A 12,252-nucleotide genomic window follows, 5' to 3' on the forward strand; every position below is an offset into this window, starting at 1 on the left:
ACGATTCGTCCGCAACCCACCGGAGCCGCCGACACTGCCCATCACCAGCTGGATCAACAAACCACCCGCAGAGGAGGAGAACTCGACACCCTAAATCTGTCGAAACACTGTCTCAGAAAGGTTGACAGGTTCCGAATCGCCATGAGGCGACGCTAGCGCAGGTTACGCAACCGTAGGTTACGTGCAGATGAGATGTGAGTTAGCTAGGACGGTATTCCTACCTACGGGTCGGCGACCGAGTCCGGCCTCGCGGCGGTCGCGCAGCGTCGTCATGTTGTCGAGGGCGGCGGCCGAGTCGAAGTATGTAGACCGGCCGCATCTACCTGGGAGTGGTGCTTGATCAGGGTGCGGGTCGCGGTCGGGTGCTCAATCGCGAGTTCGTGCGATGACCGACCTCATTTTACTGTTGCTTTAACTGGAGATGCGGCGTAGACCGGAGGTACGGATCCACGGCAGACCAAGGTCGGACCGGAAGAGAAGATTCCACCTCTCGGTTGTGGCGCCAGCACGAGCTGTAGGCACCCACGCAAAGCACAGCCCCCAAAGTGGGCTCAGCGCGGTGGGCTTGCGTCAGGCGGGAAATGTCTCCTGACGCCGAGGCCACATTTCACCGCGCAACCATGCACGCCTGGTAACCGGGTGGTTCGTGCTCGCGGACGGGTCCCCTTTGGGTCAGGGGCGCCCGCCCGACGTGTGTATGTGGAACCCCAGGGTCCAGCTCCGTCATCGATCTCGAGCAGCATTCGGACCCGGCCCATGGCCGAATGTGACGATGTGACGTCATGTGACCGGTTACGGGCACAAACACGGTGGGATGCGTTGACATGCAATCGACCTCCGCGATCACGGGGCGGCTCCGGGAAGACGCCCGAGAGGGAGGGTCATGGCCACCGACTACGACGCACCCAGAGTTACCAACACCGACAACGAGCCATCCGAGGACTCGCTCGACCAGCTGCAGGCCGGAAGTAACGAATCACAGTCCGCCGTCGCCGACGTCGAGGAGACGGACACCGCGGAGTCCTTCGAGCTGCCCGGGGCCGACCTGTCCGGCGAGGAATTCACGGTCCGGGTGATACCCAGGAAGGCGGACGAATTCACCTGCACCAGTTGTTTCCTCGTCCATCACCGCAGCCGCCTCGCCGACACGGCCGGTGGGCAGATGATCTGCCTGGACTGCGCCAGCTGAGCACATCCCAGCACAGACGTGGGTGTGCGGCGCCGGGAACCGCGGCGGAGGCGAGCACCTGCCCGGCACCGCGCCTGCTCTCGACCCAGGGGGTGATGTCGCGGCCCGCATCGTCGGGCGGTATCGGAAGCGATGCGCCGGGGCCGGCCGGCAAACCCGGGCTGCCGGTGCGGGGGTCACGACAGCTTCGCGACCGTCAACAGGACCGCCGAGTCCACCAACGCTTCGTTGGCTGTGCCGTGCGTCGGGCACGATGAGCAGGTCACCCGCACGCCCCTCCCACGACAGATCGCCGGCCACGAGCCGGACCCGACCGGACAAGACCTGCACCGTCGCCTCACCCGGGTTCGAATGCTCCCCGAGAACCGCGCCCTCAATCATGCCGATCACCTTCTGCCGCAAGACTTTCTCATGCCCGCCGAAGAACGGTGTCGGCGGTGTGGCCACCACCCGCGGTGGCCGCCTCTTTGAGCTGCTGACGAGCCAAGGCTTCGAGAGAAACCCGCTGCATGTCAATAGTGTCAACCCCGCACACGGAGCAGCGCGGCGAAAGTCTGCTCCGCCGCAGAGCCACGATCACCCGACCGGCGCGGCCGGGTTGTTCTCGCTGGCACCAGGGGAAAGTGGTGGTGGACGACGAAACCCCAGCCCCCCCGGCCCGCACCCGGCGGGGTCTGGGCCGTGGTGATCGGTGGCCTGAACGCAGCGGGCAGCACCCATCCGCGAGACACTTGCGGCCTCTGTCGGAAATCCTTGCAATCCGCCGGGACCGAGCGTCGAGCGCACCTGGCGCCCGCGCAGGTGCAGTGCAAAACTAGAAGGAGCGCAGCCAGCCGACACCCGTCGCGGTGGCGAGGTGCGGCCACCAACATGTAGGAGGTGGTTGCTGTGCTTCATCCCGACCCATTCCGTGACATCGACAGACTCACCGAGCAGCTGCTCGGCACGTCGGCCGGATCCGCCCGAGCCCCACGGTTCATGCCGATGGACCTCTACCGCTCCGGCGATCACTACGTCCTCCACGCCGACCTCCCGGGCGTGGACCCCGGCTCGGTGGACGTCAGCGTCGACGGCGGCATCCTCTCCGTGAAAGCCCAACGCAGCGAACGCACCGAACACGACGTGCAGTGGCTGACCTCCGAGCGCTTCACCGGCAGCTACCTGCGTCAGCTGTCCCTCGGCCAGGACATCGACGCCGACCACATCGCCGCCACCTACGAGAACGGGGTGCTGACGGTCACCCTCCCCGTGGCAGAAAGGGCCAAGCCGCGCCGGATCGAAATCACCCCCGGGGCACGTGAGGAAACCAAGGTCATCGAGCCCAGCGACTCACCCGACCAGACCACCACGACCTAACCTCTTCACCGGACACGGTCCCGGCAAATCACGCCGCCGGGACCCTCGTCTCGTCGGCTTCGGGATGGCGTATCGATCGAACAGTGAACCATCACGTCGGCGGCTGGACCTGGTGCCGACAGCGCTGGGCGGCGGCGACACCCTGGTCATCACCCGCCTGGACCGTCTCGTCGGAGGCCAGAGCCGCCTCGAATATGGTTCGTACATCGGCGGCGTTGGCGCCGTCGGGTGGTTTCACGGGCGAACGAGGATCGTTCTCGGCGCCGGCAGGCCCGCCCGCCGGTTCCCTCCGACCACCTTCTCAGCGGGTAGGGCGCCGACGAGGACGACGAGCGAGGTCAGGACCGCGGCGAGGGTCATCGCCATGGCGGCCGCCACCAACACTCCCGCGACCGAGCTCAGGCAGGCAAGCCCGATGCACAGGGTCACCCCTGTCGCCGCAGCGGCGTCCCCAGCAGCGCGGCCAACGCTGGGCACCTCTGGCCGCGGGCGTCAGCGGAGCCGCCACACGGCGACCGAGCCGTTCAATGCCAGGGTCGTCCCCTCCGGGAAGCGGTGCACGGCCAGCCCGCATGCCGCGCGATCCCACAGGCGCGACCCGGCTCGCACGGCGGCCGATCCGGACCGTCGCACCCATCACGCCGTACGAGGCCTTGCCTCGCCGGCGCATCCACATCGAGGCGCACCGGCACCGGGTCGTCGACCAGCTGGAACGGGAACGGACTAACCGGTAGGCAGCGTGCATCAGCGCTCGAGCCGCGGCGCCCAGTACCCCGGGCACACGGGGCCGGCCGCCCGGCTCGACGAACTCCGCGCCGCGCGGACGGCTGGCCCTGCACGGTGCTGAATGAATCCGGTACCGGGTTACCCGGAACGCCACCAGGGTCGGCGCGCGCAAGATACTCGACTCCGAGCCCGTCAGTCGGGTAGAGCGTCGAATCGGTGCGGGTCGCGCGTCGGCGTCGACGGGGCGGCCCCCCACCTGGTCTCCGGTGGCCATGTCCCGACCACCTCGTCACCGACGGGGAGCCCGGGGTCGGCACCTCGAACACTCGGCTCGCAAGGATTGGGTTAGTTCCCCAGGGGCGCTGCGCCCCCGTGGTGACGGGAAAATGTGGTGCCCGGGTCACCCCTGGGTGCGTCGTCCATCGCCCGCCGTCCTCGCCGGCCTGGTGGGATCGATGCTGCCCGGAGGACACTTACAGGGTGTTCCGGTCGACCCCGATCCGTCTATGGTGCCGGCGAGCACGTGGGTTGGTTTGGTGGTGGACGGCGCAGCTTTGTCCGCGGGCACCGTGGATTGTTGCCTTCCGAGCACGAGTGTCAGAATCCTGTATCCACCCGCCCTCCCCGGAACACGCACCCACACAAGCGAATGCGTATCGGGCCCAGCCCGGGAAACGGTGGTCGGTGATGGATGTGGTGCACCCGCGGTGCGCGGGAATCGAGATCTCCAACACGGACGCCACGGTGTGCGTGCGGATCCAGGTAGAGACAGATGCGACCGTCGGGGTCATTCCGGGAAGGCTCGAACAATGTTGACACGATTCGCGGCGGTTGTGGCAGCGACAGTCGGACTTCTGGGAACCGTCGTCGTGGGTGTCGCGACGGCTGCGCCGCCGGTGGTGATGGGCGGCGGGACGGGGATCGTCGTCAACGACGAACTGGTGTGCTCGCTCACGACGATCGGGCACGACAATGCGGGGCGGCTGGTCGGGTTGACGGCGGGGCACTGCGGTGACGTCGGTGCGTCCGTGGTTCCGGAGGCCAGTCTGGACAGCGGGGTGGTCGGCCAGTTCGTGGCGTCGAATCCGGCTCTCGACTACGCGGTGATCCAGTTCGATCCCGGCGAGGTGGTTCCCGTCAACCGGGTCGGCAGCGTCACCATCACGGGAATCGGCGCACCGGCCGGGTTCCCGCAGGTGGCGTGCAAGGAAGGCCGCACCACCGGCAACACGTGCGGCATCGTGTACGGGGACCTCCTCGGTACCGGGGAGACCTGGACGCAGGCGTGCGTCGTCGAAGGCGATTCGGGTGCACCGGTGGTCGTCGGCACCACGCTGGTAGCGATGGTCAACGCCTACCTCGTCGCGCCGTGCATCGGCCCGGAGATCGGCACCAACATCAATTCGATTGTCGCCGACATGAACGCAACAGGCGGGTACGGCGCCGGCTACCGGCCCATCTAAGGAGCATGTCTCATGTGGGGGGTTTCTTGAAGCAGGTGAGCGCGACGGCGAGGTGGAGGAATCCGGCGAAGTGCTCGCCGTGGCGTTCATAGCGGATGGTCGGGCGTCGGTAACCGGTGAGCCAGGCGATGGTGCGTTCGATCTTCCACCTGTATCGGCCGAGCCGGTCGTTCCTGTCGATCCCGCGTCGGGCGATCCGCGGGACGATACCTTGTTCGCACAGCCACCGGCGGTGTTTGGCGTAGTCGTAGCCCTCGGTGGCGTAGGCGAGCTGGGCGTCGGTGACCACTCTCGGCCGCCGACACGGCGGCCCTTCTCGGTGGCCACCGAGAAGGGCATGGGCTGCTCTCTTGACCGTTTAAGTGCGTTCCATCTGCCCGAACAGCGCCACCACCGCCAGCAGCCCCACCGGGTCGTCGGGGTTGGTCGAGTCGATCCGGAACGGGTCGGCCAGGTTCCGGATCCCGATGCCGCGCTGGTGCAGGTCGTGGATCAGGTTGAGGGTCTCGCGGACGGTGCGGCCCAGCCGGTCGAGGGTGTGCACCACGATGACATCGCCGCCGCGGGCGTACCCGAGGAGCGCTTGCAGTCCGGGCCGCTCGGTGGTGGCCTCGGAGCGGCCCGGTCATCACATCAGTGAGATCGGCCAGGATGAACTCCGGTCCCGCCTCATACTTGTCTTCCCGCTCACGCTGCGTCGACACCACGGACCCAGGTCTGCACCCACAACAGCAGGACCGATGCCGGAGCGGCGGCACCGAAATCGCAGGACACGTCCGATCTGTTTTCAGCCGTGAGTCAGTTTCCGGCTGCGATCATGGACTGCACGATGCGGCTACTTTTGGTCGAAGACGAGCGGCGCCTTGCCGCCGGGCTGCGCAAGGGGCTCGAGGCGGAAGGTTTTGCTGTCGATGTCGTGCACAACGGCACCGACGGCCTCTGGATGGCGCGCGAGAACCCGTTCGATGCGATCGTTCTCGACATCATGTTGCCCGGGGTGAACGGTTACCAGGTGTGCCGAACCTTGCGCAGCGAGGGCAATTGGACCCCGATCCTGATGCTCACCGCCAAGGTCGGGATCTGGGACGAGGTGGAGAGCCTCGACACCGGCGCCGACGACTACCTGGCCAAGCCGTTCTCGTACGCGGTGCTGCTCGCCCGGCTGCGGGCGCTGCTGCGCCGGGGCGCGAGGCCGCGTCCCACCGTGCTCGAGGTCGGGGACCTGCGGTTGGATCCGTCGGCCCGCCGGGTGTGGCGCCGCGGCGAGCAGATCGATTTGACGACACGTGAGTTCGCGGTCCTGGAGTTCCTGCTGCGCCATCCCGGCGAGGTGCTGCCGAAGACGGACATCCTGGGCCACGTCTGGGACTTCGACTTCGACGGTGACCCGAACATCGTGGAGGTCTACGTGCGGCGGCTGCGCACCAAGCTGGCGCGGCCGACGGATCCGCCGGTGATCGAAACCGTTCGTGGAGCCGGATATCGGCTGGTCGCCCATGGTGACTGACCGCACGCCCGCCCGTATCCGCCGGGCACGTGCGCGCGTCGGCACGGTTCGGGCGGGCACCACGGCGGTGGCGACCGTGATCGTCGCGGTCGCACTGGTCGTGGGCGCCGCCGCGCTGATCGTGGCGCTGCGCGGCACGCTGATCGACGAGGTCGAGGAGACGGCCTGGGCGCAGGCACACGAGGTGGCGCGTCAACTCGAATCCGGTCGACCGCCGACGTTGGAGGTCGCCGGCAGCGATGAGCAATTGATTCAGGTGCTCGGCCCGGACGGCGAGGTGCTCGCCTCGAGCCGCAACGTCACCGGCGAAGCCGCGGTGGTGCGACTGGAGCCGGACGAGTCCGCGCGCGTCGTGACGCCGCTCGACGACGACCCGTTCGTCGCGGTCGCGGCGGGTGCGCAGACCCCCGCCGGGCCGCGGACGGTGGTGGTGGCCAGGGCGTTGATCGGCGTCTTCGAAACCACGAGCCTGATCACCAAGCTGCTGATCGTCGGACTGCCGATACTGCTGTTGGTGGTGGCGGGCACGACCTGGCTGACGGTGGGCAGAGCGCTCGCGCCGGTCGAGGCGATCCGGCGTGAGGTCGACGAGGTCTCGGCCGCACACCTGCACCACCGGGTACCGCAGCCCGGGACCGACGACGAGATCGGGCGATTGGCGTCGACCATGAACCGGATGCTGGCCCGCCTCGAGCGTGCCCGAAACAGTCAGCGGCGCTTCGTTTCCGACGCCTCGCACGAGCTGCGCTCCCCGATCACCACGATCCGCCAGCACGCGGAGGTCGCGCTCGCGCATCCGGACCGAACCACCACCGAGGAGCTGGCCGAGGTGGTGCTCGCCGAGGACCTGCGGATGCAGCACCTCGTCGAGGACCTGCTGCTGCTGGCCCGCGCGGACGAACACGTCCGGCCGCCGAGTGCGCCGGTCGATGTCGACGACCTCGTCTTCGACGAGGCGCGCCGGCTTCGCGCGACCACCTCCCTGCGAGTCGACACGGCGGCCGTGACGGCGGCACGGGTGCACGGCGATGCCGAGGCACTCGGCATCGTCCTCCGCAACCTCGGAGCCAACGCCGCCCGGCACGCACAGAGCCGGATCGACTTCACGCTCGCCGAGCGGGGCAGCGACGTGCTGTTGACGGTCGACGACGACGGACGGGGAATCCCGGAACCCGAACGGCGGCGGGTGCTCGAGCGGTTCGTCCGGCTCGATGCCGCGCGCTCCCGCGACACCGGCGGCAGCGGTCTGGGCCTGGCCATCGTCGACGAGATAGTCCGGGCACACGGCGGGTCGGTGTCGATTTCCGAATCGCCGCTCGGCGGCGTGCGCGTCGAGGTGATATTGCCCGCTGGTGATGGCTGAACATGTTTCGACGAGCGTTCAGGCTGCCGTCAGGTGGCCGGGGCCAGCCTTGATCGCACGAGGAGTTTCAGCGAAGGAAGTTATGCGATGAGGATCAAACACGTCCGACTTGCGGCGGCCGCCGTGGGCGTCGCGGTTGCGATCGGTACGGGTGTCGCGGTGGCCTCGAGTGGTGACCAGGAAACCCCCATCACCGGGGACGCCCTCGCCAGGGCCAGCGCCGTCGCGGTGGCGCACACCGGTGGCGGGACCGTCACCGGCACCGAGGTCGGCGACGAGGAGAGCCTCTGCGAGGTGGAGGTGACCCTGCCCGACGGCAACCAGGTCGACGTCCAGCTCGACGAGAACTTCACCGTCGTCGGCACCAAGACCGACGGGCCCGGCGCCGACGACGGGGACGACGTACCGGACAACGACGGCAACTGAAAGGGCCCCGGGATGAACACCGGCCCCGTGCGCCGCCTCGCGTCTGCACGGCCGCCGCATCGTGATGTGCTGTCGTCGGCGGAGTCCGAAGCCTTGGCCGCAGCGCATGGTCCATCCGTACCGTTCGAGCCAAGCCAGGAATAGCGGAAATCGTCGCCACGCCGCGTGACGATCGGCCACGGTCTCCGCTCCCAGCCAACGGCGATGAGCTCTCCGCCACCGGCGTGGCACCGATCAGCTTCACCGAATTCGCGTCCACGACCGCTCCGGCGTGGAAGTAAACTTCACATCGTGAAGGCGCCCATTGCCGACCTCGCGGATTTCGCCGCGCTGGAGCCATTCTTTCGGATCATCGAACAGGGTCTGGACGGACTGGCCCCGCCCGGACACTTCTTCGACCTCCTCGCAGAGGACATCACCGTCGACTACGTGATCACCGTCCCCGGATACCCACGGCACATCGAGGGCCGCTCCGCAGTCGCCGAGCTATACCGCCCCTACGGCACCACCATCGTTCTCGACCGCTGCTTCGATCTGACCGTCCACCACGACAGCACCACCGGAGTCGTGGTACTCGAGTACGCCTCCGAAGGCCACGTAAGTGGCACCGGACATCGATACGCCAACCGATACATCTCCGTACTCACACTCCGCGACGGCGAAATCACGCACTGGCGGGACTACCTCGACCCCATCGCCGTCTTCGACGCCCTGGGCTGGCCACCACACTGATCTCCCGCCCGTACACCCTCAGACCCCCCCCCCCCCGCGCCCACGCCGCCGGCACCCAACACACCCCCCGACACTCACACCGGAAGATAACAACCCGGGGACATATCATCACACCAGGTCACAGCGCCATTACGCCCGCAAGTACCGACGTCGCGTTGATCCCACCCATAACCACCTACGCACCGGCACAGGACCCCCTGGAATGAACAACAGGGAATTCAGCAGCACCGGTTCACGTCGCGTCGGGTGCGGGGCCGCCTGTAGTGATGGCTGGTCCTAACCAACACCACCGAGAAGATCAACAACCGACATCTGTTGGAAATAAGCAATTACGTTCAACCCGTCCGGATCGAACAGGTCCACTCGGACTCCGGCGCACTCAACGATGTCGAGAGCTGGTGCGCGACGCCGGAGCTTCGCCGGTGGATGGACCTGTTCCGATTCCGCGAGGACTTCGTGTCGAAGCTCGGCACACCCGGGAATGCCGGGAAGGAGGAGTGCCGGCTCGGGTCGACCGCTTGACCGTCTGGAACGAGATCAACGGCAGGCGAACCCAGCCTGAAACGATGCCACCGGGAGTCAGCCACGGAATCGAGTGCGGTGCCTGGTCGATCAGTTCGCGGGCTCGGGCCGAAGAGCACCCCTGGTCATCTGCCAGACGAATGCAGTGTGTTCCGCGGTAGGTCACGGCGAGTTCGTCGTAGCGGGTGGCGACCGCTCGCCACTGCTTGATGCAGTTGCACAAGAGTTCGACAACGGTGCGGCGATCGCGGGTGTGAGGTGGCAGATGCCCGAGTCGGCGGCGTCGGCCGGAGTCAGGAACTGAGATTGATCTGCGTACCGACGTCGAGTTCGAGTGCCCCATCGATGACCAGCCGGGCAACCACAGGTCCTCGCCGAGCTCCCCGAGATTCGGTCCCGCCGAATCGCCTTCAACCGGGGAGTCACGCTCGCGGACGCGTTTGCCGTGGCCACGCCTCTGCTGGCACCCGACGGCAGTCTGATTGCGGCGATCAGCGCGGCCGTCGACGCGTCAGCAGCGGAAGGTCTCGACGATATCGGCGAAAAGCTCAAGAAGGCTGTTGCCAGCCTCGGTCCTCAATACGGGCTCAAACTGAGCTGAAAGCGTCTACGTAGATCTCATACCATCTGCCACTGGTGTGGCAGGCATTAGAGATGGACGTGTGTCACGGCTACCCGCATCACCGTGCGGCGGTGCGGGTTTGACCGTGTCCCACACCGACGCTTGTGGTGCAGGAACATGCTGTTTCGGAGTCACCCCCAACCGCGGTGGTGCGGTGGGCAGGCTGCGGCGGACCCGGCGATGCCGTGGTCTGCTCGGGGTCGGACCATTCTTGTCGCGGCACCGGCGCACCGGCGCATGCTCGGCCACCCGGACCGCGGGCATCTGCCCACGCCGGCGGGTGACCTTGTTTCTGCCGAGCAGTGCGCGTTTGGCCAGGTTCACCCCGGCCATCTGGTCGCGGTTGCCGCCGACCCGGCAGCCCGGGCACCACGCGGTGTGATAGCCGCCGGGGCGTGCAAGCGGTTCGTCACAGCCCGGACACAGCGCGGACGATCCCCGGGCGGGCACCGACACCACCGCGATACCGACACCCGCGGCGGTGTGCGCGAGCGCCGCGACCGCTTGGCGGCGGGCGGACTGCGCGGCCCGATTGTTGTTGACCCGTCCGTGTCCGCGGGCCTCGAGGGTGGTCAGATCTTCGACCGCGATCACCTGCGCCTGGGCTGCGGTGGCGTAGTCGGTGACCTGGCGGGCGAAGTGGAACGCCAGTTCCCTATTGATCCTTCCCCGCTTGGCGCCCACCGCGGTGCGGTGGGCGTCGAGGACGGCGATCTTCTCCTCCAGTCCCGCGCGGACCCCCGGCGAAGCGGTGGCGGCCAGTCGCATCAGCCGGGCCGCCTTGCGGTGCAGCAGCTGCCCCTCGGCCTGCAGGCGGGCCAGCTTGATTCCGAGGCCGCGATCGTCGTAGGTCCAGCCCCGGCAATCCGAGGACAACCCGTCCGGACCGTCGGCGGCGATGGCGGCGGCACCCAGAGTGGCCGGCGACCAGCCGACCCCGACCGCCACGGCGGCCGAGGCCAGGTCGCCTGCCGGGACGAGCTCGGTCGCCGCGCACCGCCACAACAGGCCCCGGGGACCGAGGACCAGGGTCGGGGGATGCCAGCCGGTGACAGCTCTCCGCTGCAGGTGCGCGGGGATGGCGGCGGTCAGCCGCACCCACCGCCACTGCGCCCGCCCCGCCGGGGCCGGGCCGGTGGGCAGTTTCACCGTCAACACCAACTCACGCTCTGTCACGGTGATCTGTGCGAGCTGCGCCACAGCCACCGAACCCCGACACGGGGCCTGCCCGGGTAGACGTCCAGATCCGCGCGATCAATATCGGGTGTCCCGCACCGATACGCCGAGACCGCAACCGACCCTCCGACGCCGCCTAACGCACCCCCGTCATGCCCAGGTACCCTGCAGCCTCACCAATCCGACTGCCGCAGAATGTCGTAGATACTATGAGAAGTCATAGAATTTCGATCAAACAGCGGAAAGCCTGAACAGCCCGGCGCGCGCCAGGCGCGGATCTCGAGCGGCTATGTGGCGGCTGCGCCTCAGGGTTGAGCGTCGGCGTCGGGTAAGGGGCGTCGGCAGATTTCGTGGGCTTCATCGGCCGAGACGCCGAACATGCGCAACAGGTCCTCGGTGACTTGGTCGGTGTCCTCCGCGTCGTCACGTTCGGGGTGATCGTGCAGCAGTTGACCCAGGCAGAGCGCCGCCCCTGCTGTGATTGTCAGGGCCAGTTCGGGGTCGCGCACGCTGAACCGGCCCGCACGGGCAGCTGCCTCGATGTCTCGGCGAGCTCTCGGCGCCAGGCCTTTGTCCGAGCTGACCAGACTCGGCCCGTCGCGGAGCAGAACTTTGCTCAGTTCGGGATTTCTGCGATGCAAGCGTCCGGTCAGACGGAAGCTCTGCGCAAAGATCTGGGCAGGGTCGTCCAGATCGGCGGTCAGTTCGTCGAGTACCGCGCCGTGGCGGTCGAGGGCCTCCTCCACGGCCGCGTGGAAGAGCTCCTCCTTGGTCTGAAAGTGGTTGTAGAACGACCCCATTCCGACATCAGCGGCCTGGGTGATCTCGAGAATCGGGGCGGTCAGCTTCCCAGCCGCCATGAATGACTGGGCTGCGCGTACGAGTGCGGCGCGGGTACGCGCCTTGCGCCGTTCCAGACGGTTCGGTGCATCGGTGATCTGCTCGGTCATGCCTGCGTGCCCTTCTCCTGATCCGTCCGACCTTGCCCCACACTACCCGCGTGTCATCAATATTGACGAATTCCTCATACTTGGCAGCTACTCCAGTGTGCAAGCAGCAGCCACACACGGTCTGACTAACGCCGATTTTCACTCAGCGAATCGACCCGCATTTTGTGTCTGTTCACGCGAACTCGTAGCGCACGGTGCGGCCACCGAGCCAGGGGACGGA

At 67.4% G+C, this 12,252-nt stretch carries 13 protein-coding genes and 3 pseudogenes; 9 read left to right on the top strand and 7 right to left on the bottom strand.

Annotated elements, in window-relative coordinates:
- Window positions 1-883: 883 nt before the first annotated feature.
- Window positions 884-1,189 carry a DUF4193 domain-containing protein gene (locus ACFWAY_RS51245; protein WP_378516182.1) on the top strand — a complete coding sequence of 102 codons (306 nt, stop codon included), beginning with the start codon at window positions 884-886 and terminating at the stop codon, window positions 1,187-1,189.
- 176 nt (window positions 1,190-1,365) lie between these two features.
- Here ACFWAY_RS51245 and ACFWAY_RS51250 read toward each other — a convergent pair.
- A pseudogene (locus ACFWAY_RS51250) lies at window positions 1,366-1,700 on the bottom strand (cupin domain-containing protein).
- Between the two features lie 377 nt (window positions 1,701-2,077).
- On the opposite strand from ACFWAY_RS51250, the gene ACFWAY_RS51255 reads away from it, so the two are divergent.
- Complete coding sequence (locus tag ACFWAY_RS51255) at window positions 2,078-2,545, top strand: Hsp20/alpha crystallin family protein (protein WP_378516183.1); 468 nt, start codon at window positions 2,078-2,080, stop codon at window positions 2,543-2,545.
- Window positions 2,546-2,636: 91 nt separating this feature from the next.
- Here the strand turns inward: ACFWAY_RS51255 and ACFWAY_RS51260 are convergent, their stop codons facing one another.
- Both ACFWAY_RS51260 and ACFWAY_RS51265 read right to left on the bottom strand, forming a co-directional pair.
- A complete protein-coding gene (locus tag ACFWAY_RS51260) occupies window positions 2,637-2,783 on the bottom strand; it encodes a hypothetical protein (RefSeq protein ID WP_378458222.1) in 147 nt (48 codons plus the stop codon).
- Window positions 2,780-2,974, bottom strand: coding sequence for a hypothetical protein (locus tag ACFWAY_RS51265; RefSeq protein WP_378516184.1), 195 nt, complete (start codon window positions 2,972-2,974; stop codon window positions 2,780-2,782). The genes ACFWAY_RS51260 and ACFWAY_RS51265 overlap by 4 nt, the downstream gene beginning before the upstream one ends.
- 1,106 nt (window positions 2,975-4,080) lie before the next feature.
- Here ACFWAY_RS51265 and ACFWAY_RS51270 point away from each other — a divergent pair.
- Window positions 4,081-4,734: a serine protease gene (locus ACFWAY_RS51270; RefSeq protein WP_378516185.1), complete on the top strand. Its 654-nt coding sequence runs from the start codon at window positions 4,081-4,083 to the stop codon at window positions 4,732-4,734.
- A gap of 10 nt (window positions 4,735-4,744) precedes the next feature.
- On the opposite strand, the pseudogene ACFWAY_RS51275 reads toward ACFWAY_RS51270, so the two are convergent.
- A pseudogene (locus ACFWAY_RS51275) lies at window positions 4,745-5,053 on the bottom strand (transposase); the annotation flags it as partial.
- Between the two features lie 39 nt (window positions 5,054-5,092).
- On the bottom strand, window positions 5,093-5,323 hold the full coding sequence (locus ACFWAY_RS51280; protein ID WP_378516189.1) for a recombinase family protein: 231 nt from the start codon (window positions 5,321-5,323) through the stop codon (window positions 5,093-5,095).
- Between the two features lie 240 nt (window positions 5,324-5,563).
- Here ACFWAY_RS51280 and ACFWAY_RS51285 point away from each other — a divergent pair, with 240 nt between their 5' ends.
- The 6 genes from ACFWAY_RS51285 (at window position 5,564) to ACFWAY_RS51310 (ending at window position 9,885) form a co-directional block, all read left to right on the top strand.
- On the top strand, window positions 5,564-6,241 hold the full coding sequence (locus ACFWAY_RS51285) for a winged helix-turn-helix domain-containing protein (RefSeq protein WP_378458225.1): 678 nt from the start codon (window positions 5,564-5,566) through the stop codon (window positions 6,239-6,241).
- The gene (locus ACFWAY_RS51290) at window positions 6,231-7,604 is read left to right on the top strand and encodes a sensor histidine kinase (RefSeq protein ID WP_378516186.1); all 1,374 of its coding nucleotides are present in this window, start codon (window positions 6,231-6,233) and stop codon (window positions 7,602-7,604) included. The genes ACFWAY_RS51285 and ACFWAY_RS51290 overlap by 11 nt, the downstream gene beginning before the upstream one ends.
- A gap of 87 nt (window positions 7,605-7,691) precedes the next feature.
- Entirely contained in the window at window positions 7,692-8,030 is a 339-nt protein-coding gene (locus ACFWAY_RS51295; protein ID WP_378516187.1) for a hypothetical protein, read from the top strand.
- 291 nt (window positions 8,031-8,321) lie between these two features.
- Entirely contained in the window at window positions 8,322-8,762 is a 441-nt protein-coding gene (locus ACFWAY_RS51300; RefSeq protein ID WP_378458231.1) for a nuclear transport factor 2 family protein, read from the top strand.
- Between the two features lie 315 nt (window positions 8,763-9,077).
- Window positions 9,078-9,284 carry a hypothetical protein gene (locus tag ACFWAY_RS51305; protein ID WP_378458232.1) on the top strand — a complete coding sequence of 69 codons (207 nt, stop codon included), beginning with the start codon at window positions 9,078-9,080 and terminating at the stop codon, window positions 9,282-9,284.
- A gap of 445 nt (window positions 9,285-9,729) precedes the next feature.
- Complete coding sequence (locus ACFWAY_RS51310) at window positions 9,730-9,885, top strand: hypothetical protein (RefSeq protein ID WP_378458233.1); 156 nt, start codon at window positions 9,730-9,732, stop codon at window positions 9,883-9,885.
- A 6-nt stretch (window positions 9,886-9,891) separates the two neighbouring features.
- On the opposite strand, the pseudogene ACFWAY_RS51315 reads toward ACFWAY_RS51310, so the two are convergent.
- A pseudogene (locus ACFWAY_RS51315) lies at window positions 9,892-11,130 on the bottom strand (zinc ribbon domain-containing protein); the annotation flags it as partial.
- 257 nt (window positions 11,131-11,387) lie between these two features.
- Window positions 11,388-12,032 carry a TetR/AcrR family transcriptional regulator gene (locus ACFWAY_RS51320; RefSeq protein ID WP_378516188.1) on the bottom strand — a complete coding sequence of 215 codons (645 nt, stop codon included), beginning with the start codon at window positions 12,030-12,032 and terminating at the stop codon, window positions 11,388-11,390.
- Window positions 12,033-12,252 lie beyond the last annotated feature (220 nt).

This window comes from Rhodococcus sp. NPDC059968 (assembly GCF_042738615.1).
In the GTDB taxonomy this organism is placed as follows: Bacteria; Actinomycetota; Actinomycetes; order Mycobacteriales; family Mycobacteriaceae; genus Rhodococcus_F.